The organism is Actinoplanes xinjiangensis (genome assembly GCF_003148685.1).
In the GTDB taxonomy this organism is placed as follows: Bacteria; Actinomycetota; Actinomycetes; order Mycobacteriales; family Micromonosporaceae; genus Actinoplanes; species Actinoplanes xinjiangensis.
In genome coordinates this window covers 102,418-121,292 of the sequence record NZ_QGGR01000008.1, presented here as the reverse complement: position 1 = coordinate 121,292, position 18,875 = coordinate 102,418, and the positions used below count along the sequence as shown (strand labels likewise).

22 protein-coding genes are annotated in these 18,875 nt (G+C 69.7%); 16 read left to right on the top strand and 6 right to left on the bottom strand.

The window, feature by feature from the left end:
* Positions 1 to 49: 49 nt before the first annotated feature.
* Positions 50 to 3,007: a 3-keto-alpha-glucoside-1,2-lyase-like domain-containing protein gene (locus tag BC793_RS19460; protein ID WP_109594216.1), complete on the bottom strand. Its 2,958-nt coding sequence runs from the start codon at positions 3,005 to 3,007 to the stop codon at positions 50 to 52.
* Positions 3,008 to 3,229: 222 nt separating this feature from the next.
* Here BC793_RS19460 and BC793_RS19455 point away from each other — a divergent pair, with 222 nt between their 5' ends.
* Together BC793_RS19455 and BC793_RS19450 are read left to right on the top strand one after the other, a co-directional pair.
* On the top strand, positions 3,230 to 3,772 hold the full coding sequence (locus BC793_RS19455) for a carboxymuconolactone decarboxylase family protein (protein ID WP_109594214.1): 543 nt from the start codon (positions 3,230 to 3,232) through the stop codon (positions 3,770 to 3,772).
* Between the two features lie 131 nt (positions 3,773 to 3,903).
* Positions 3,904 to 4,506, top strand: coding sequence for a MarR family winged helix-turn-helix transcriptional regulator (locus BC793_RS19450; protein ID WP_109594212.1), 603 nt, complete (start codon positions 3,904 to 3,906; stop codon positions 4,504 to 4,506).
* Positions 4,507 to 4,546: 40 nt separating this feature from the next.
* On the opposite strand, the gene BC793_RS19445 is transcribed toward BC793_RS19450, so the two are convergent.
* Entirely contained in the window at positions 4,547 to 5,311 is a 765-nt protein-coding gene (locus BC793_RS19445; RefSeq protein ID WP_109594210.1) for an alpha/beta fold hydrolase, read from the bottom strand.
* Between the two features lie 41 nt (positions 5,312 to 5,352).
* On the opposite strand from BC793_RS19445, the gene BC793_RS19440 reads away from it, so the two are divergent.
* Together BC793_RS19440 and BC793_RS19435 are read left to right on the top strand one after the other, a co-directional pair.
* Positions 5,353 to 6,189 carry a nucleotidyltransferase-like protein gene (locus BC793_RS19440; protein ID WP_146246348.1) on the top strand — a complete coding sequence of 279 codons (837 nt, stop codon included), beginning with the start codon at positions 5,353 to 5,355 and terminating at the stop codon, positions 6,187 to 6,189.
* A gap of 37 nt (positions 6,190 to 6,226) precedes the next feature.
* A complete protein-coding gene (locus BC793_RS19435) occupies positions 6,227 to 6,838 on the top strand; it encodes a hypothetical protein (protein ID WP_203896296.1) in 612 nt (203 codons plus the stop codon).
* Here BC793_RS19435 and BC793_RS19430 read toward each other — a convergent pair.
* Positions 6,737 to 7,072: a winged helix-turn-helix transcriptional regulator gene (locus tag BC793_RS19430; RefSeq protein WP_109594207.1), complete on the bottom strand. Its 336-nt coding sequence runs from the start codon at positions 7,070 to 7,072 to the stop codon at positions 6,737 to 6,739. The two genes, BC793_RS19435 and BC793_RS19430, sit on opposite strands and share 102 nt — an antisense overlap.
* 92 nt (positions 7,073 to 7,164) lie before the next feature.
* Between BC793_RS19430 and BC793_RS19425 the strand changes: the two genes are divergently transcribed.
* The 3 genes from BC793_RS19425 to BC793_RS19415 all read left to right on the top strand — a co-directional run bounded on the left by BC793_RS19425 (position 7,165) and on the right by BC793_RS19415 (position 9,665).
* A complete protein-coding gene (locus BC793_RS19425; RefSeq protein ID WP_203896295.1) occupies positions 7,165 to 8,046 on the top strand; it encodes an NAD(P)-dependent oxidoreductase in 882 nt (293 codons plus the stop codon).
* Positions 8,039 to 8,923, top strand: a complete 885-nt coding sequence (locus BC793_RS19420) for an NAD(P)-dependent oxidoreductase (protein ID WP_109594205.1) — start codon at positions 8,039 to 8,041, stop codon at positions 8,921 to 8,923. The genes BC793_RS19425 and BC793_RS19420 overlap by 8 nt, the downstream gene beginning before the upstream one ends.
* An 85-nt stretch (positions 8,924 to 9,008) precedes the next feature.
* Positions 9,009 to 9,665 carry a Type 1 glutamine amidotransferase-like domain-containing protein gene (locus tag BC793_RS19415; RefSeq protein WP_109594203.1) on the top strand — a complete coding sequence of 219 codons (657 nt, stop codon included), beginning with the start codon at positions 9,009 to 9,011 and terminating at the stop codon, positions 9,663 to 9,665.
* 13 nt (positions 9,666 to 9,678) lie between these two features.
* Here the strand turns inward: BC793_RS19415 and BC793_RS19410 are convergent, their stop codons facing one another.
* Positions 9,679 to 10,251, bottom strand: a complete 573-nt coding sequence (locus BC793_RS19410) for a hypothetical protein (protein ID WP_146246347.1) — start codon at positions 10,249 to 10,251, stop codon at positions 9,679 to 9,681.
* Between the two features lie 290 nt (positions 10,252 to 10,541).
* Here BC793_RS19410 and bla point away from each other — a divergent pair, with 290 nt between their 5' ends.
* From bla to BC793_RS19395, 3 genes are all read left to right on the top strand, one after another.
* Positions 10,542 to 11,522 carry a class A beta-lactamase gene (bla, locus tag BC793_RS19405; RefSeq protein ID WP_109594199.1) on the top strand — a complete coding sequence of 327 codons (981 nt, stop codon included), beginning with the start codon at positions 10,542 to 10,544 and terminating at the stop codon, positions 11,520 to 11,522.
* Positions 11,523 to 12,098, top strand: a complete 576-nt coding sequence (locus tag BC793_RS19400) for a hypothetical protein (protein ID WP_109594197.1) — start codon at positions 11,523 to 11,525, stop codon at positions 12,096 to 12,098. It abuts the gene before it with no gap.
* Between the two features lie 115 nt (positions 12,099 to 12,213).
* Positions 12,214 to 12,987: a glycosyltransferase family 2 protein gene (locus BC793_RS19395; protein ID WP_109594195.1), complete on the top strand. Its 774-nt coding sequence runs from the start codon at positions 12,214 to 12,216 to the stop codon at positions 12,985 to 12,987.
* A 276-nt stretch (positions 12,988 to 13,263) separates the two neighbouring features.
* On the opposite strand, the gene BC793_RS52330 is transcribed toward BC793_RS19395, so the two are convergent.
* Complete coding sequence (locus tag BC793_RS52330) at positions 13,264 to 13,494, bottom strand: transposase (protein WP_146246346.1); 231 nt, start codon at positions 13,492 to 13,494, stop codon at positions 13,264 to 13,266.
* Between the two features lie 132 nt (positions 13,495 to 13,626).
* Between BC793_RS52330 and BC793_RS19385 the strand changes: the two genes are divergently transcribed.
* The 5 genes from BC793_RS19385 to BC793_RS19365 all read left to right on the top strand — a co-directional run bounded on the left by BC793_RS19385 (position 13,627) and on the right by BC793_RS19365 (position 17,811).
* Complete coding sequence (locus BC793_RS19385) at positions 13,627 to 14,511, top strand: hypothetical protein (RefSeq protein ID WP_146246345.1); 885 nt, start codon at positions 13,627 to 13,629, stop codon at positions 14,509 to 14,511.
* A 157-nt stretch (positions 14,512 to 14,668) separates the two neighbouring features.
* Positions 14,669 to 15,595: a class I SAM-dependent methyltransferase gene (locus BC793_RS19380; RefSeq protein ID WP_109594633.1), complete on the top strand. Its 927-nt coding sequence runs from the start codon at positions 14,669 to 14,671 to the stop codon at positions 15,593 to 15,595.
* Positions 15,596 to 15,892: 297 nt separating this feature from the next.
* The gene (locus BC793_RS19375) at positions 15,893 to 16,072 is read left to right on the top strand and encodes a barstar family protein (RefSeq protein ID WP_109594190.1); all 180 of its coding nucleotides are present in this window, start codon (positions 15,893 to 15,895) and stop codon (positions 16,070 to 16,072) included.
* Between the two features lie 158 nt (positions 16,073 to 16,230).
* Positions 16,231 to 17,124: an SDR family oxidoreductase gene (locus BC793_RS19370; RefSeq protein WP_203896294.1), complete on the top strand. Its 894-nt coding sequence runs from the start codon at positions 16,231 to 16,233 to the stop codon at positions 17,122 to 17,124.
* Positions 17,125 to 17,202: 78 nt separating this feature from the next.
* Positions 17,203 to 17,811 (top strand): TetR/AcrR family transcriptional regulator, encoded by a 609-nt coding sequence (locus BC793_RS19365; protein WP_109594186.1) that lies wholly within the window; start codon positions 17,203 to 17,205, stop codon positions 17,809 to 17,811.
* 2 nt (positions 17,812 to 17,813) lie between these two features.
* On the opposite strand, the gene BC793_RS19360 is transcribed toward BC793_RS19365, so the two are convergent.
* Entirely contained in the window at positions 17,814 to 18,344 is a 531-nt protein-coding gene (locus BC793_RS19360; RefSeq protein WP_239170165.1) for a LysR family transcriptional regulator substrate-binding protein, read from the bottom strand.
* Here BC793_RS19360 and BC793_RS51420 point away from each other — a divergent pair.
* On the top strand, positions 18,256 to 18,669 hold the full coding sequence (locus BC793_RS51420; RefSeq protein ID WP_239170194.1) for an NAD-dependent epimerase/dehydratase family protein: 414 nt from the start codon (positions 18,256 to 18,258) through the stop codon (positions 18,667 to 18,669). The genes BC793_RS19360 and BC793_RS51420 overlap by 89 nt on opposite strands.
* The last annotated feature ends 206 nt before the right edge of the window (positions 18,670 to 18,875 follow it).

Sequence of the window (18,875 nt, the reverse complement as noted above, 5' to 3'; positions counted from 1 at the left end):
GGAGAGACCGGCACCACCAGCCGCGGACGCTGTCGGCGCAGCGGAACTGTCAGATCACCGGTTCGATCCAGATGTTGCGGTACTGGACCTTGTTGCCGTGATCCTGGAGCCGGATCGCGCCGGTGGACGGGCCCTCGGGGATGTTGCCGCCGGTCCCGGCCGGGATCTCCAGGTTCCGGTGGACGGTACGGCCGTTCCAGACGACCGTGATCCGCGCGTTCTCGGTCTTGGCGCCGTCGCTGCCGTAGCGGGCGGCGCGGAACGTGATGTCGTACGTCTGCCAGGTCTCCGGCGCGGTGGCGGCGTTGACGTCCGGTGCCTTGACCGTGTAGATCGCACCGGCCTCGTTGTTGTCCAGGGTGGTGTCCCCGAACGAGTCGAGGATCTGCAGCTCGTAGCGTTCCTGCTGGTAGACGCCGCTGTTGCCGCGGTTCTGCCCGGTCACGTCGGGCGGCAGCAGCGGCACCTTGAACTCGACGTGCAGTTGGTAGTCGCCGTACGCCTCCTTGGTGCGCAGGTCGCCGCAGCAGACCTCGGTCGCGCCGCCGGTGACCAGCGGCCACTCGGGCCGGCGCCCGTCGGTGTGCTGCCAGTTGTCGAGGTTCGCGCCGTTGAAGAGGGTGATCCGCCGGCCGGGTTCGCGGACGCTGATCAGGTCGAGGTTGACGTGGCCGGTGTCGAGGGCGTCGACGCGGTACTGGATGGTGTTGAGCCCCTTGCGCAGGCTGACGGTCTCGGTGGCGGTCGCCCATTCGTCCCAGGTGACCGTGGTCGGCAGCGCCACCTGTCTGATCTTGCGGTTGTTGACGTGCAGGCTGACCGTCTTGGTGCCGCTGAACGGGTTGGGGCCGTTGGAGTAGCGCAGCCCGACGGCGTAGTCGCCGGCCTTGTCCACGGTGACGTGCATGGTGGTGGAGGCGTTGAGCCCGCCGAAGCCGGCGGCGAAACCGATGCCCGAGTAGCCGCGGTGGTCGGTGGCCAGACCGGCGGCGCCCTCCCGGTTGCCCTCCTCGGCCTCGTAGAACACCTGCTGGACCTTCTTGCCGGGTAGCTCGTTCATCGTGTACCAGGCTTCGGTGCTCCACAGGGTCTCGCCGTCGCGGTTCGCGAACGGGCGCGGCGAGCGCAGGTGCACGACACGGTCACGGCGCAGGCCGGGGACGGTCAGCGTGACCGTCCTGCGGTCGGCGGAGACCTTCGCGGCGGTCACCGTCAGCTTCTCGGTGTCGACCTCCGGGCCGCCGTACTGGGCGGTCGCCGCATACCGCCACTGCTCCAGCTGGTACGCCGTGGGCAGCTTCGCGATCGTCGCGTCGGACAGCGGCTCGGTGTACTCGATCTTGAAGCCCTCCGGCGTGGCCCTCATCGCCTTCATGTCGAAGACGACGGTGCCGTTCGGGGTGAGCTTCTGCAGGCCGAACCGCAGCTTGCCCTCCTGGCCCCAGTTGCCGTCCGCGCCGAGCCCGCCGACGTAGATCGCCCCGTCCGGGCCGACCGACACCCGGTTGATGCCGGCCTCCAGGCCCTGCGTGTGCCGGAAGACCGCGCCCTGCTCGACGCCGTTGACCGTCTCCAGGGCGGCGCGCTGGAGACCGCCGTAGGTGACGTCACCGATCAGGAGTTGACCCCGGTACGGACCGGCGTCGAGCAGCACCGGCGTGCTGGGGGAGTTGCCGATCTGGTTCTGCGGCAGCCATAGCACCGGGCGGGTCACCGGCTGGGCGTCGAACGGACCGTCGGGGTTGGTGTAGTGGTTGTAGAAGGCCTTGTCCTGGATCTTGATCAGTTTCGACGAGGGCAGCCAGCCGCCCTGGTTGTCGGTGACGTAGATCGAGTTGTCCGGGCCCCAGCCGATGCCGTTCGGGGTACGCAGGCCACCGGCGACCGTGGTCACCTGGCCGCTCTTACGGTTGACCACGATGTGCGTGCCGCGCCCGCCGACCGGTTGCGGGTCGGTGGTGGCGCCGCCGTAGTCGATCGACACGGACAGGTTGAGGTGGAAGTTGCCGTTGCGGTAGAGCAGCCCGAACGCGAACTCGTGGAAGTTGCCGCCGAACGGCCAGACCGCGACCGTACGGCGGGTGTCGAGCACCTGGTCGCCGTTGGTGTCGCGCAGCTCGGTCAGCTCGTGTTTCTGGGACACGTAGACCATGCCGTCGACCACGGCCACGCCCATCGGTTCCTTGAGCCCGCCGGCGATCTCCTTGTACCTGACACTGGCCGGGCCGGTCTTCCCGGTCACGTTCTCGACGAGGTAGACCTTGCCCTCGACCTCGTCCGTGCCGCCCCAGGTGCTGATCACCATCTTCCGGTCCGGCCGCCAGGCGATGCCGGTGACCTGCGGTTCGAAGCCCGGCGGGCGCAGGTCGGTGAGGGTGTAGCCGGGGTTGACCGCGGTCAGCGGCAGCCCGTCGCCGGGGGTGTCGGTGCCGGCGACGCACTCCTTGCGGCCCGGTGCGGTCACCCGGACCACGCCCGCGTCGGTGCTCAGGGCGCTGGTCGGCACAATCGTGAAGTCGTCGGCGCCCGGCGGCCGCCAGGACAGGCGCAGCTCCTGGCCGCCGTCACGCTCGAAGTGTTCGACGCGCAGCGGGTGCAGGCCCGCGGCCAGGTCGACGGTGCCGTCCTTCGGCACGTTGCCGTGCAGTCCGTCGTGGTCGATGACCAGCTGGTCGCCGATCCACAGTTTCGAGCCGTCGTCACTGACGAGCCGGAACGTGTAGGAGCCGGCCGTGGTGGTGGTCAGGTTGGCGACCGCGTGCGTGACGAAGTTGGACTGGAGCCCGAACTGCTCGTCAGTGGACCAGTCGATCGTGGGCATCAGTTTGTCCACGTTGGGCGTCTGCCCCGGTTTGAGTTCGCAGACCCGGCTGAGCGGCACCCCGATGTCGTAGGTCCGGAGGGTCACCCCCGGCTCCTGGGGTGGTGGATCGACCGCGAACGCCGGCGTCGGCGTCGCGGTGATGGCGGCGGACATCAGAAGGACGACCACGGACAGACGTTTCATCTGCGCTCCCGGGTTACGGGTGTGATTCAAGGTTGTGAACATCCTGGAGCAGTTAGATCGAGACGTCCAGATCTTTCGATGACGCAATACAAAACTTCTTCATTGACAGACCAAAAGTCCGGCTGGGGTACGGCTACGTGAGACCCGGAACACCCTTGACCCTCCACCGCCCGCCGATATAGTTGGCACTGCCAATAAGTTCCCGCAAGTGAGGAAGTTCCGATGTCTCGTATCGCCACTGTCGACCCCGCCACCGCCGAGGGTCAGGCGCGCACCCTGCTCGGCCGGGTCGAGCGCGCCCTCGGCGTCACGCCCAACATGATGCGGGCCATGGCCAACTCGCCCGCCGTCCTCGACGCCTACCTCCAGTTCTCCGGCGCCCTGTCCAAGGGGCTGCTGCCGGCCGGGGTGCAGGAGCAGATCGCCCTGGTCGCCGCCGTGCAGAACGAGTGCGACTACTGCCTGGCCGCCCACACGGTGCTCGGCGCCAGGGCCGGTGTCTCCGACGACGACCTGGTCGCCGGCCGCGACGCCCGCGCCTCCGACCCCAAGGTCGAGGCCGCGCTGACCTTCGCCAGGCAGATCATCGCCACCAAGGGGTTCGTCTCCGACGAGGACCTCGCCGCGGTGCGCCGGGCCGGTTACGGCGACGGTGAGATCGGCGAGATCGTCGCCGCGGTCGCGCTCAACACCTTCACCAACTACTTCAACTCCGTCGGCCAGACGACGCTGGACTTCCCGGCCGTCTCCTCGTACGCGAAGTAGTTGGCACTGCCAACACCGTAGCGGTGGCGCGCCCCGGACCGGGGCGCGCCACGATTACTTGCCAGTGCCAAGGAACGTACGATGAACGGGGATGCCCTGATCAAGACCTGACGAAGGAGGGGACCCCGCGCATGGCCGAAGTGCCCGGAATGCCGCCGACCGGCCAGCTCCTGGTCGGTCTGGCCCGGCTCGGTCAGGCCGTGCGGATGGAGGCGTGGCGCAACGCCGGGCCGCACAACCTGTCCCCGCTCCAGGCCGACATCATCCTGCTGCTGCACGGCCGGGCCGGCCCGATCCGCCAGGGTGAGATCGTCACGGCACTGGCGTCCACGCCGCCCACCGTCTCCGACGCGGTGAAGGCACTGCGCAAGAAGGAACTACTGGAGGCCACCCGCGACCTCGGCGACGCACGGGTGATGCTGCTCGGTCTCACCCCGGCCGGCCACGACGAGGCCGGCCGCCTCAACATCCAGTCGGAGAGACTCGGCGACGCCGTGGCGGCGCTCGCCCCCGCCGACTTCGCCGCGATGCTGCGCGGCATGACCACCCTGATGCGCGAACTACAGGACCGCCGGGCCATCCCCGTCTCGCAGATGTGCCTGACCTGCCGGTTCTTCGTGCCCCGCGCCCACCCCGACCCCGAGCGCCCGCACCACTGCAACTTCGTCGACGCCCCCTTCGGCGACGCCGAGCTGCGGGTCACCTGCCCCGATCACGAGCCCGCACGGCCGTGACCGCGGCGCGCCGCAATCGTGGGCGAGCTCGCGCCGATCCTCAACGAGATGGAACGTCTCCGGTGAGGTGCGTGCCCAGCAGGGGCAGGCATTCGGCGGGGCTCTGCACGTGGGCGTTGTGGCCCAGGCCGGGCAGGGTGATCACCGGAACGCCGTACTGTTTCAGCTGGTCATCGGTGTTCATCGGATCCTGCTCACCGCGGGCCAGGCGCACCTCGGTGTTCGCGCGCGCCAGCAGGCCGGCCATGTCCGGGGCGCCGACTCCGAACGCGCCCGGGTCGAGCGCGAGACGCCAACGGCCGTCCTCCTCGCGTACTCCCCGGGTGGCCGCCGGGTCGTCGGCGGTGACCAGACCGCCCAGGCCGGACACCCGCAGATGCCGGTCGACAGCCTCGTCGCGCGAGCCGAACCAGGTCACCGGACGCTTCGCCAGCGCTGCCGTGCGGTCCAGCTCCTGCTCGGTCCAGGCGACCTTGACGCCCAGCCCGACCACCGCGGTCACCGGTGTGCGGGCGGCCAGGGCCAGCGCGACCACCCCGCCGAGCGAATGGCCCAGCACGACGGGGCGGTCGGCCGGTGCCAGGAGCGGGGTCAGCGCCTCGGCCAGGGAGTCGAAGGTGTACTCCGGCAGCGGTGGCGACCCGCCGTGGCCCGGCAGGTCCGGTGCGATCCAGCGGCCCGGCCAGCTGTGGTCCAGCAGCTGCGACCAGCCGGCCCAGACGTCGCCGGTCGCGCCCAGCCCGTGCAGCAACAGCAGCAGCGGCCCGCCCTCGCCACCGCGGTGAACCCGCAGACTCGTAGCCATGCCCGAAGTCTGCCATCCGGCCGGCGAGGCATACTTGTGCCATGACCATGCGGTCTCGTCCGGTTTCGATGCGACTACCAGGGGACGGCCCGCGGGTCACGTCCCGGTCGCCCGGCGAGTTCCTGCTGTCCTGGGCCGAGGACGCGCTGCGCGAGGACCTGCGCCGGTCGTCGCTGATCGACCCGGGGGCCTACGAGATCTTCGGTCAGGGGTCGCGGGTGAACGACACCCACCTCGACGACACCGCCGACATCGACCTGGTCCTGATGCTGACGATGCCGCTGCCGTACGGCTGGGAACGGTTCCGCGACGACGTGCTCGCCGCGCTGGGGGAGACGCGCACCGTCCGGATGGGACGCCGCTGCCTCAACGTCGACGATCCCGATTCGCTCTTCGGGGAGATGGTCGACGTGCTCGTCGCCACCGAGTACCGGTGGTATCCGGTGCCCGGCGCCGCGCATCACGAGCAGGGCGTCTTCTTCCGCGATCAGCAGGGCCGGCCGATCGTCAACTTCCCCCGGCAGCACCGGCGCAACGGTGACGTCAAGGACCTGCGCACCGGCGGTCGCTTCAAACAGGTGGTCCGGGCGGCCAAACGTGCCCGGCGGCTCGCCGAACAGCGGCGTCTGATCGACGACGGCGCCGCTCCGTCGTACCTCATCGAATGTCTGTTGTTCAACGTCCCCGACCGGGTCTATCTCGCCGGGGCCGATCACCGGGACGCCGTCGCGTGGCTGCGGCGCAGCAGCCAGGACGATCCGGCGGCGTTCGCCGCGCTGCCCTGCCAGAACCGCATCAACCGGATCTTCGGGCCGGGCCCGGATCAATGGGAGCCGGACGCTGCTGCGAGAATCATCGACGTTCTTCAGCGGATCTGACGTTCGAGGCGGTATTCGCAGTATGGGATGGACGGCCGTGCAGACCACCGCGGTGCTCGTGCCGGTCATCGCGATCGTCGGTGCGGCGCTCACCGCGCTGCTGACGTATGGGCTCAACCAGCGGTCGGCGCGGCGGGAACGCCGGGCCCGGGCGTTCGGTGAGGCGCTCAGCGTCATCGAGGACTACGCGGAGATGCCGTACCGGATCCGGCGCCGCAGCGGCACCGTGGAGGCGCGTCAGCAGCTCACCGAGGAGGTGAGCCGGATCTATTCACGGCTCGCGTTCCATCAGGCGCTGCTGGACATCGAGGCGCCCGCGGTCGCCGCCGCCTACCGGCTGCTCGCCAACGAGGCCAAGGCCGAGGTCGGCGAGCAGATGAAGGCGGCATGGCAGAAGCCGTTGCGCACGACCGACGCCGAGATGAATCTGGAACAGCACTACGACCGCAGCCGGGTGGACGCGGCCCGCGACCACTGTGTGGCGACCATGCGGGCGACCCTCGGTAAGGGGAACCTCCCGCCGTCGCCGAAGCGGCCCGGTCGTGCGTCAGTCGCGGGGGATCGCCTCGATCGTGGCCCTGTGCCGCTCCCCCCACTCGCCGAGCGGGATCAGAGCCGTGTTGAGCGAGACCCCGAACTCGGTCAGTGAGTACTCGACCTTCGGCGGGACCTGGTGGTAGACCTCGCGGTGCACCAGGCCGTAGGACTCCATCTCGCGCAACTGCTGGATCAGCATCTTCTCGCTGATGCCCTGCACGTTGCGGTGCAGATCACCGAAGCGCCGTGGTGCGGCGTGCAGCGCCCAGAGGATCAGGGCCTTCCACTTGCCGCCCACGACGTCGACGGCGGCGTCCAGGCCACAGTTGTACTCGCGCTTCTTCACCGTCGTACGCTCCGATACTGAGATTAAGGTAAGTACCTGACAAAATAGTAGGTACTTGTCCGATTCGCAGCGCCGGCGACACGATCGACGGCGTGACCACACATCATGACGACGTGACGGTGCTCGGTGCCGGCCCGATGGGTCAGGCGCTCGCCCGGACACTCCTGCGCCATCAGCACCGCACCACCGTCTGGAACCGCTCCCCGAGCCGCGCCGCCGCCCTGACCGCCGACCGGGCCCGGCTCGCGACCACGGTGCACGAGGCGGTCGCCGCGAGCCGCCTGGTGCTGCCGTGCGTGATCGACCACGCGGCACTGCGCGACATCATCACGCCGGTCGCGGCGGCGCTGCGCGGACGGACCCTCGTCAACCTCACCACCGGCACACCCGCCGAGGCCCGGGAGACCGCGGCCTGGGCGGCGGACCACGGCATCGGCTACCTGGACGGCGCGATCATGACGCCGGCGGGAACGATCGGCGGGCCCGGCGCGGTGATCCTCTACAGCGGTCCCGACGATCTGTACCGGGCACATCTGCCCACGCTGCGGGCGTTCGGCGGGACGGCGGTCCACCTCGGCACCGAACCGGGGCGGGCGGCGGCGTACGACGTCGCGCTGCTCGACCTGTTCTGGACGGCGATGAGCGGTCTCGTGCACGCGTTCGCCCTGGCCCGCGCCGAAGGGATCAGCGCGGCCGAACTGGCGCCCCATGCCCGCGGGATCAGTGATCTCCTGCCCGGCATCATCGACGACTTCGCCGCCCGGATCGACGCGGACCGCTACGACGGTGACGTCTCGGATCTGCGTTCGGCTACCGCCGGGATGACCAACGTGCTGCGTACGGCCCGGGCGCACCGCCTGGACACGCGCGTCCTGGACGCCGCCCTGGCGATGGCGCGCCGGCCGGTCGAGGACGGTCACGGTGCGGCGAGTTTCGCGCGCCTGGCCCGTACCGTGGCGGTGTCCGGTGAGTGACGTCGCGGTCCTCGGACTGGGAGCCATGGGATCCGCGCTCGCCGGGGCGCTGCTGGACGGCGGTCACACGGTCACGGTGTGGAACCGTACCGGCCACCGGGCGGCCGCCCTGGCCGAGCGCGGCGCGGAGGTCGCCACGACCGCTGCCGGGGCTCTGCGGGCGGCTCCGGTCGCCGTGGTGTGCCTGACCGACGACGCGGCCGTCCGCGAGACCCTGGTCGCAGTGCCCGGCCGCACCCTGGTCAATCTCACCAACAGCACGCCGGAGCAGGACCGCGGACTGGCCGACTGGGCGGCCCGTCGGCAGATGACCTACCTCGCCGGCGGCATCATGGCGGTTCCGTCGATGATCGGCACCCCCGCCGCGTTCGTCTTCTACAGCGGCGACGCCGGCGCCCTGCAACGGCACCGTGCACTGCTGGAACGGTTCGGTGGGGTCGAGTACACCGGTGCGGATCCCGGCCGGGCCGCCGTCCACGACCTGGCCCTGCTCACCGCGATGTACGGCATGTTCGGCGGTTTTCTGCACGCCGCCGCGCTGATCAGCGCCGAAGGCATCCCGGTCGCCGGCGTGGAGCCCCTGATCAGGGGCTGGCTGACCGCGATGACGGGCGCCCTGCCGGCGATGGCCTCGGCGATCGACTCCGGCGACCACACGGCGACCGGCTCGACGGTACGGATGCAGGCGCTCGCCTACCCCAACCTGCTCGACGCCGGCCGGGAACGTGGCCTGGACAACGGTCTGGTGCAACCGATGGGGGAGCTTCTCACCCGGGCCGTCTCGTCCGGGCACGGCGACGCCGACCTGTCGGTTCTGGCCACCATGCTGCACGGCGGTAGGGTTCGTCGGGAGAATGAACAGCAGATCGATCCGTGACGTTGCCGGCGATTTCGGCGGGTGCGGAGAATCGATCGGATATGGATGCCCGCAAGCCACCTTCCGCGCCGTATGGGGAGAAATCTTGAAGCTCTTGCTCACGTCCGGCGGCGTCACCAACCCCAACATCCAATCGGCGCTGGTGCGGCTTCTCGGTAAACCGATCGGCGAGGCCACCGCCCTCTGCATTCCCACGGCGGAGTACGGGCATCCCGCGTGCACCCCATTCTCGGCCTGGCGTTTCCTCGCCGGCCGGAGCTCGGCGTCCCTGTCCGGCCTGGGCTGGAAATCGGTGGGGCTGCTGGAACTGCTCGCGCTGCCCACCATCGGCGCGGAGCGGTGGGTGCCCTGGGTACGGGAGGCCGACGTGCTGCTGGTCGACGGCGGCGACGCCACGTACCTGTGTCACTGGATGCGCGAGTCGGGGCTCGCCGACCTGCTGCCTTCGCTGCCCGACATGGTGTGGGTGGGCGTGAGCGCGGGAAGCATGGTGATGACGCCCCGGGTCGGCGCGGCCTTCGTCGAGTGGGAGGCCGCACCGGACGACCGTACCCTCGGGGTCGTCGACTTCTCGATCTTCCCGCACCTCGACGCCTTTCCGGAGAACAGTCTCGCCGACGCGGAGCGGTGGGCCGCTGACCTCGGGGCCCCGGCCTATGCCATCGACGAACAGACGGCGCTCACGGTCGTCGACGGCGCCGTCGAGGTGGTCTCCGAAGGGCGGTGGACGAGGTTCGGGTGATGCCCCGGCGGGCTCAGCCGCAGTCGACGTCGTGCAGCGCGGGCCAGACCGGGTCGCCGTCCGTGCCGCTCACGATGAGGACGCCGCCGCCGAGCCCCCACCGCAGTTCATAGGTGCCGTCGGCGATCGGCCGGTAACCGTCGTCCGCGGTCCACGAGCTGCCGCGCCACGCGGCGCCGATCGGGCCGGCCACGTAACCGGTGTAGACGGCGCCGCTGCCGGCGAAGAGGAACGCGGTCTCCCGGACTACGGCCCGGCAGCCGCCCGGACCGGCGGGCGTCAGCAGATGGTACGAGGCGGAGACGTCCGCCGCCCCGCCCACCAGACAGCCCACGACCGTCAGCGACGTCAGCGCCCACATCCATCGGGGTGAACCGGTCGTCGCGGCGGTCCCGGCCGGGCCGGACGGGGGCCGGGTGGGTCCGGCGATCAGTGCGGCGACGAGCAGGGCGGCGCCCAGCGCCCAGCCGGGCACCACGTGCGCGCCGACGATCAGCAGCAGCCCGCAGCCGTGCGCGGCCACGGCCATCGCGGCGAGGACAATCAGGCCCGCCCGGCCGGGGACCATTCTGCGAATCGACGCCATGTCGCTGTTCTCTCCGTCAGGTGAATGCGCGGCCGATGACGGACCGAAGAGTAGGGGGACAATGCCGTGGACGGCGCGCTCCGCCCTTTTCCCCCTTCAGACCTTCACGAGTTCTTCACGAATACGCATCCGCCGGCTGAATGCGACGGTGCCGGCCCCGTCTCGTACGCGTGTGGCCGCCGTTCGCGTTTGCTTTCGCTCGGTAGATTGTCCGGCGTGATCATGGATGGGGAATGTCGATGCCGTCCGGCCCGATTCCAGCCGGTGATGCGCGCCGAGGGCCGAGGACGATGACGCGGGTCTCGCCGCCGATCACCCGGCGGGCCGTGATCGGGGCGGCGGCACTTCTGCTGGCCGGCTGCACCCGGGAGGACGAGAAGCCGCCGACGCCGGCACGTCAGCCGAGCCCGGGCACCTCCGGCCCGGCCCTCGCGCCGCCCTCGGCCACCGTGCCCGGCCCGGAGGAACGTCACAGTCGGCTCGCTGAACTCGAACGCCGGTTCGGTGCACGGCTCGGGGTGTATGCGGTGGCGACCGGCACCGGGGCCACCGTCGCGCACCGGGCGGATGAACGGTTCCCCTACTGTTCGGCGTTCAAGGGCCTGGCCGCCGCCGCGGTCCTGCACGGCACCCCCCTGTCGGGGCTGACCGAGCGCGTGCGATTCACCCGGGCCGACGTGGAACCGAACTGGCAGAACTCCCGCAAGACCCGGGAGCGGATCACCACCGGGATGACCCTGGGCGAGTTGTGTGACGCCGCGATCCGCTTCAGCGACGGTACGGCCGGCAATCTCCTGCTCCGCCGGCTCGGTGGTCCGGCCGAGCTGACGGCCTATCTGCGGACGCTCGACGACACCGTGACGCTCGCCGCCCGGACCGAACCGGCGCTCTGGCGCGACTGGACCCCCGGAGACCGGCGCGACACCACCTCCCCGCGCGCCATCGGCACGGATTACCAGAAGATCATGGTCGGCGACGCGCTCCCCGGCAATGCCCGCGCCTACCTGCGTGACCTGCTGGAACGTGCCGACGAGACGCCCAGCAGCAGGGAACGGATCCGGTCCGTCATACCGCGCGGGTGGACCGTGGCCAACAAGACCGGCACCGGCGGCGACTACGGCCCCGCGAACGACATCGCCCTCGTATGGCAGTCGGCGTCGGCGGATCCCCTTGTGCTGTCCATCATGTCGCGCCGAACCGGCCGCGAGGGCGAGGCGGACAACACGCTCGTCGCCGAGGCCGCCCGGTACGTACTGGACAGGATCACCTGAATGGGCGGTGCAGCGATGGTCCGGCCGGCAGCTCGTTCGGCGGTCGTGGCCCTGGGCATCCTGATGGTCGCCGACGTGTTCCGCACGTGCATGGCCATCGGTCACTACGAGTTCCGGATAACCGTCGTCACCCATGGCGAACCCGACGTGTGGGTGGCCGCGCTGGCGTACGAACTGTTCGACCGTGTCGTGGACGAGTTCGGGTGGGCGCTGGGATTCCGCGTGGCCGCGACCAGCGTCGCCACGTTCCTGTGGACCCTGGCGCTGCTCGTCACCGTCGTCACCGTCGTCCTGTGGCTCCGCCGGTCCCGGCTGATGCGGCCCCTGGACAGGGTCACCCTCGGCTGGCTCGGTGCGGCCGTCCTGCTGAAGGTGCTGTCGGCGATCTACGACACCGTGGCGGCGCCACCTTCTCCGGTCGTCGGAGGGGTGCTGACCACCCGGCCGGTCGCGTACCCGCTGTGGATCCTCTCCACCGTCGTCCTCGTGGTGGCCGCGGTGCGTGTCGTTCGCGCGATCCGGTCCACCGCCGCAGAACCCGGGTCCGTCGTTCCCGGCCCCGCTGTTCCCGGCTGAGCCAGAAACCGCGCCGCGCCCCGATCTTCGGGATCGTGGCGATGCGGAGGATCCTTGCGCGGGTCCTGAGAGCGGCTTGAGGTTGCGTTGAGGGTGCCGCCCGATCTGAGTGGGCATGAACGCCACCGCAGTCGCCCCCGCCCCCGCCGCCCGCCGTACCGGTGTCGAGTTGAGCGTCGTCGTGCCGTTCTACAACCCCGGTGCGGCGCTGCGCCGTACCGTCGACCGGCTGGTGGCGTGCCTGCGTGACGCCGGTGTCGCGTTCGAGGTGATCGCCGTGTCGGACGGCTCGACCGACGGCTCGGCGGCGACGCTCGCCGGACTGGCCGAGGTCACCGTCATCGACAACCCGGTCAACCAGGGCAAGGGCGCGGCCCTGCACCAGGGTTTCGCCGCCGCGAACGGCGCCTGGATCGGCTTCGTCGACGCCGACGGCGACATCGACCCGCGGCACCTGGTGGAATACCTGATGGTCGCCCGTGCCGGCGGGCACGCGGTGGTGTACGCCGACAAGCGTCACGCCGACTCGGTCAGCGCCGCCAGCGGCTTCCGCAAGCTCGTGTCGATCAGCTACTCGACGCTGGTGACGACCCTGTTCGGCCTGGACGTGCGGGACACCCAAACCGGCTGCAAGATCATCCGCCGGGATGTGCTCACCGGGATCCTGCCGCGGCTGCGCGAGCGCCGGTTCGCGTTCGACCTGGAGCTGTTCGTCGCGGCGAAGACCGCCGGCATCACCGACCTCAAGTCCGCGCCGGTCCGTCTCGAGGCCCGGGTGGCGGGTTCGACCGTCACCACGTCGAGCATCGTCCGGACGATCCGCGACACGTTCGTCATCTACGGCCGCCGCCGGGCCGACCACTACGCCGCCTTCGCGCTCGCGGCCTGAAGCCGCCAGGGGCCGGGAAGCGGACGTTCGCCAAAGTGATCAACGCGTCGAACGAGTTCCCGACGGCGAATACCGCACCAGGCACCCGACCCGGCCACGGCGCCAGCGGTCACGTTCGATCAGGTGGCGCGGGACGCTTCCGTCTGTGCGGCTAGGCCGCAGTGATGACGGTCGGGGCCGCCCAGGCGGACCCGATCTCGGCCAAGGAAGTGGTGGCGGCCGCGGAGCCGGGAGCCAGGCATTCCCTGGTCCATGACGCCGGCCGACGGCTGCGCCTCACGCCCTTCCTCCACGCGCAGTTGTTCGCGTAACTCCTCCACTGATGCGTTCGGTGACCTGGCGTTTCTCCCATTGCTGAAACGGCCAGTACACGGTCTGCCAGGGCGGGAAGTCGACCGGCAGTTGACGCCACGAGCAGCCATTGCGGACCACATACAGGACAGCGTTGACCATCGCTCGACATGGGTGCTTCGGGATCCGCCCGGGCGACTGGATCAACGGAAGCATCGACTCCACGATCTTGGGTGCGCCAGGCGATCACCTCGCGCTGGACGACGGCGGAGAGCCGGTCGTGGCCGTGGGCGGCGTGGAAGTGGTGCGCCCCGGCAGGCGGTTGATCAAGGTCTTTATGTTGGGGAGGTGACAACCACGAGAATGCTCGCCGTTGCCCTCGCCGCCGTACTCGGTGTGGGCGGCTGCGCGAAAGCCGGCACCAGCCCCGCCGAGACCGCACCGGCCGGTGACGCCAAGGAGGCGCTGCTGAAGTCGGCGGACGCGCTCAAGACGGGCAATTACTCGTTCAGCCGGACCGGGACGTACCTGCTCCAGGATCTGCAGCGCGGTGACGTCCACCTGCCGGACGGGGTGCTGCTGCAGCACGAGCAGCGCGCGGTGATGCGTGTCGGCGACGCCTTCTACCTGCGGTACTTCCTGTACGGCAACGCGGAGCTGCGCGACCAGTACATGACGTTGTACAAGCAGCACGGCGCCACGGCGGCCCAGCTCAAGGACTTCGAGAAAATGAACGCGCTGCTGGACGGCAAGCGGTGGGTGCGCGCCGACGAGAAGAAGCTGACGGCGGCGGCGGCGATCGACGAGCAGAGCGGCCTGGACGCCATGACGCCGCTGCCGAAGGCCGGGGAACACGACGTGCCGAAGGTGGGCGCGCTGCTCACGGCGGTGACGACGGCGGCGCGGTCCGGCGACACGATTACCGGGACGCTCGACGCCACCAAGGTCGACCCGGACGCGAACCTGCTGTTCAGCGAGCCCACCTACCTGTACGGCCCGGCGGCGAGGACCATGTCGTACCAGGCGGTGCTGGACGGGCAGGAGCGGCTCACCGAGTTCACCGTGACGATGCCGAGCCAGCTGGCGTCCGAGCCCGCCGAGGGCCACGAGCCGGAGCAGCCGCTGGTCATCAAGATCTCGGGGTACGGCGAGACGGCCGCTCCCACCGCTCCGAAGGACGCGCCGGAACTGCCGCAGTCCGCCTACGAGGTGCTGTCCCGCGACATCGACTGAGCTGATCGACCAGGGCTAGGTTGGTTCGCCTCGGCGGCGGGGGCGGGTATCTACGAGACCTGCCCCTTCCATGACTTGCGGGCCTTGCTGCCAGTCGCAGAGCTGAGCCGCGAGAAATTGGATAGTCCGATCCGCATGTCGTCGCTACGGTCGCGTGGTGGCATACCAGCACCCGCTCGCCTACACGCTGGGGCTGGAGGGCGTGGCGTTGCTGCGTGCCTTCGCCGGCGACTACGACCGGGACTTCATCGAAGCGCGTATCAGCGAGGTCCGGCGCCTCCTGGACAGCCCGTTGCTGAACGGTGACGGAGTCACCGCAGCGCAGGTCGACACCATGGACGGCTACAAGGTGTGGTCCGCGACCTACGATCAACCAGGTAACGGGCTGTTCGGCATCGAAGAACCCATCGTGCACGAGATCCTCGGCTCCCTGCCACCCGGCGTCGCCTTGGACGCGGCTTGCGGCACCGGCAGATACACCGAATACCTCGCCAGACAGGGCCACCGGGTCATCGGCGTCGACAGCTCCCCGGAAATGCTGGCTCACGCTCGTACGCGCGTTCCGAATGCCGAATTGCGGCAGGGCAACTTGCACGAGCTTCCCATACCCGACGACCACGTCGACGTCATCGTGTGTGCGTTGGCGCTGACCCACCTTCCCGATGTCGGCCCGGCGATCACCGAGTTCGCCCGGGTCCTGCGTCCTGGTGGGCATCTGGTGATCACGGACGTGCACCACGAGCTCGTGGCGTTGGGGTCGGTGCCGCGAGTACGTTCTGCCGAAGGCGATCCCGGGCTGCTGCCTGCGTTCCGCCATCGGGCCAGTGACTATCTCCACGTCGCCTTGCCGTTGGGCCTGCAACCACGGCGTTGCGAGGAGCCTCGGATGTCCGGCGACACCAGCGAGAGCATGCCCGGGGAGATAGCGACAGGACCGTGGGACGCCTGGCCTTGGTCGCTGCTGGGCATCGTCCCGGCGGCAGCCGGCGCCGCCTGGGACGGAACACCGAGCCAGATCATTTGGCACTTCCAACTGGCGCAGGGCGCAACCACAGCGGCAGCCCCTCCTTCCACTGCAAGCTGAGCCGGTCCTGACGTGGGCTCATTGGCTACTGAAAGTCACCAGAGACGGGCCGGAACCGGATTCGCGGGAGAACCCGTGACAGTTCAATAGGCGGTCTCCACATTCGCGGCAAGCGTCTTGACGCCACGCTCACCACATTCGTGACCGCGGTACGCTCCCTGGCGGCGACCGCCTTCCCATGGGCCGACCGGATCACCGTCACGTCGAACTGGTCCTACGTGTGGTGGGAGGACCAGTGTTCGGGCGTGGATGCTGCGCATTTGAATCCACCGAGCCCGACTTCGACGAGGCACTCAGGTGACTACGGAACTCATTGTTGACCTACGCGGCAAGCGGATAGAGACGCTCGACGACTTCTGGGACGCAGTGTCCGGCCCGTGCGAGATGCCCTCCTGGTTCGGACGTAACGTCGAGGCTTGGCGCGACACCATCCAGACGAGGGGCATCTCCAGTCTGATCGACCGCCATGACACCTGATTGTCCCCGTCGAAAGTCAAGCCCCCGCAGGCGGGCTCGTGGAGCAGTCCTGCAGCCGGTGGAGTCTCTCCAGCATGCGGCGTCAGCCCGTAGCTGGCTTTTCGCGACATGGTGTCGTAATGTTTGCGACAGGTAGTCGCATAAAGGAGCATGGCGTCGTGACGAAGCAGGCAACGAACCCGGGTACGGGCGGCGAAACGCAGAAGCTGGTCGTCGTGACCGGAGCATCCACGGGCATGGGCGCGGCAGCCGCCCACGAACTGGCTCGCCGGGGATTCCACGTCCTGGCCGGCGTGCGACGCGATCGTGATGGCGACGCCATCCGGGCGGCCGGCGTCGAACCGGTCATCCTCGACATCACCGAGTCCGCGCACGTGGACGCGCTCGCCGCCCGGGTCGCCGCGGATCCTCGCGAGTTGCATGCGGTTGTCAACAACGCCGGCATCCAGGTGAACGGGCCGGTCGAGGCTCTGCCCATGGAGCAGTGGCGGTGGGTGTTCGAGGTCAACCTGTTCGGCCACATCGCCGTCACCCAGGCGCTCCTGCCGGCCCTGTTGCGCAGCAGGGGCCGGGTGATCAATATCAGCTCGATCGGCGGCCGGGCCGCCATGGCGACCTACGGCGCGTACGCCGGTGCGAAGTTCGCGCTGGAGGCGGTCAGCGACTCCTTGCGCCGGGAGGTCGCGCCGCTGGGCGTACACGTGGTGGTGGTCGAGCCCGGTGGTGTCCGCACGCAGATGGCCACCCGCGGGGTCGCCACGGCGAACGACCTGGCCGCACGGATGACACCGGAGCAGGTCGAGCGCTACGGCAGTCTGGTCCGGGCGAACAACGCCCTGATGGCCTCGGGCACCGCATCGGGCCTGACCGCCGATGCCGCCGCCCGGATCATCGTGAAGGCCGTGACGACCCGTAGGCCGCGTGCTCGCTACACCGCCGGCCGGGATGCCGCCATGATCATCCCCCTGACCCGGATACTGTCCGACCGCACACTCGACCGCATCCTCGCCGCCAACCTGCGGCGCCATTACCCGAAGCACGCCACCGCGTAGTCACCGACCTTCCGTGCCCGCCAGGACGCGGCACGCCCCCGCGGCGGGCACGGGACCCCGTCGAAGGAGGATGATCGGATGCCACGTATCCGGGGAGCCAGCCTCGAGGAGCACCACGAACTGGTGTGGGCCGACCTCGCCGAGGCGATCCGGCAGTTGCTGCTCGAACGCGACTACGAGTCGATCAACATGGGTCACATCGCCGCCCGGGCCGGGCTCGCACGCAACACCCTGTACAACTATGCGACCGACAAGAGCGCCCTGATCCTGGCGTTGACCGAGCGCCGAGGCCGGCCCACGGTCGAGCGGGTGACCGCGATCGCCGCGCGTTCCGCGGAGCCGGCAGCGCAGCGCATGCTGGAGATCATCCAGGAGGTGCTCAAGGCCTTCACGGACCCGGCCATGCAATTGATGTTCCGGCCGGGTACCCGCATGCCGGCCGCCGGGGTGCCCAAGGGGTCGGACAACCCGTTCCACGCCATCGTGGTCGAGGTGGAGAACGTCGTCCGGGACGGGGTGGCGCGCGGCGAATTCCGCGACGTCGGCGATCCGCACCTCGCAGTGGAGTTGCTGTCGGGTGTCATGCGCGCCGGCGCGGAACGTATCGGCCGGGATCCGGCCGCCTTCGCGGCTACCGTCCGGGCGGCGCGGGAGATGATCCTCGCCTCCCTGGCGGCCCAGCAGTAGGACTACGAGACGCCGCGGCGCTCGAGTTGGTTCTTCACGTCCCGGGGCACCCGAACCCCGCGAGTACGCAGATCGGCGATGAAGCGGGCCGCGAGTGGGTCGGGCTCTCCCGGTGTCACCGCGAACAGTTGGCGGGCCCACCGGGGCGAGAAGGAGCGGACCACGCCGGGAAAGCCCGCACTGACGGCACTGACCGGACTTATCGCGATGCCCAGTCCGGCCGCCGCGAGCTGGGGTGCCGCGGAGGTGACCGACGTTGTCACCACCGGGTTCAGGTGGAGTCCGGCTGCGCTGAGCGATCGATCGAGCCAGCCGCTCAAGCTGTTGTCCGGCGCGTAGTGCACCAGATCCTCACCGTCGAGCTCGGAAAGCTCGACCGAGTTCCGCTGCAAATCCGCTCTCCTGGCCGGCGAGCCGCTCGTCGACGTCGACGAGAACGCGCCACTGCGACCGGACTCGGAAGCCGCGTTATGCGCGACGAAAGCGGAAGCCGAGGCGTTGGTCCTGGCCGCGAACGCACCGGGCTTCGTCACCGTGTCGATCCGGCCGCGGTTCGTCTGGGGACCCGACAGCTCGCTGGTCGAAGGTCTCGTGCACGCGGCCCGCAACGGCGGGTTCGCCTGGATCGAGGGTGGCCGGCACACCACCGACGTCACGTACGTCGACAACGCGGTCGAAGGTCTTGTCCGGGGATGGCTGCGCGGCCGCCCGGGTCAGGCGTACTTCGTCACCGATCAGCACCGCGTGACCCTCCGCGAGTTCCTCGAGGAGAACTTCGCGATCTACGGAGTCGACGCCACGATTCCCGACATCGATGCCGGTACCGCTGCCCGCGTGATCCCCGTTCCGGCGCGCTGAGGCCGGCGCCGACCGCGGAGACCCGAGGTTTGCCGAACGGTGTGTGAAGGAGGAGGGCAGGTAGCAGCATCAGGAACTGGCTCGAAGGATTCGGCCGGCAACAGCCGGCCTCTCCTCGGGCCGACGCTCGAAATCCAGCAGCGGGGGAGCCACGATGTCGCCATGTTCGCCGGGATCGTCCGGAGCGGCCCGGCCGGGCGCGTACC

Coding starts and splice junctions, on each gene's coding strand:
- BC793_RS19460 (WP_109594216.1), bottom strand. CDS start 3,007: ATGAAACGTCTGTCCGTGGTCGTCCTTCTGATGTCCGCCGCCATCACC.
- BC793_RS19455 (WP_109594214.1), top strand. CDS start 3,230: ATGTCTCGTATCGCCACTGTCGACCCCGCCACCGCCGAGGGTCAGGCG.
- BC793_RS19450 (WP_109594212.1), top strand. CDS start 3,904: ATGGCCGAAGTGCCCGGAATGCCGCCGACCGGCCAGCTCCTGGTCGGT.
- BC793_RS19445 (WP_109594210.1), bottom strand. CDS start 5,311: ATGGCTACGAGTCTGCGGGTTCACCGCGGTGGCGAGGGCGGGCCGCTG.
- BC793_RS19440 (WP_146246348.1), top strand. CDS start 5,353: ATGACCATGCGGTCTCGTCCGGTTTCGATGCGACTACCAGGGGACGGC.
- BC793_RS19410 (WP_146246347.1), bottom strand. CDS start 10,251: ATGGCGTCGATTCGCAGAATGGTCCCCGGCCGGGCGGGCCTGATTGTC.
- bla (WP_109594199.1), top strand. CDS start 10,542: ATGACGCGGGTCTCGCCGCCGATCACCCGGCGGGCCGTGATCGGGGCG.
- BC793_RS19400 (WP_109594197.1), top strand. CDS start 11,523: ATGGGCGGTGCAGCGATGGTCCGGCCGGCAGCTCGTTCGGCGGTCGTG.
- BC793_RS19395 (WP_109594195.1), top strand. CDS start 12,214: ATGAACGCCACCGCAGTCGCCCCCGCCCCCGCCGCCCGCCGTACCGGT.
- BC793_RS52330 (WP_146246346.1), bottom strand. CDS start 13,494: ATGCTTCCGTTGATCCAGTCGCCCGGGCGGATCCCGAAGCACCCATGT.
- BC793_RS19365 (WP_109594186.1), top strand. CDS start 17,203: ATGCCACGTATCCGGGGAGCCAGCCTCGAGGAGCACCACGAACTGGTG.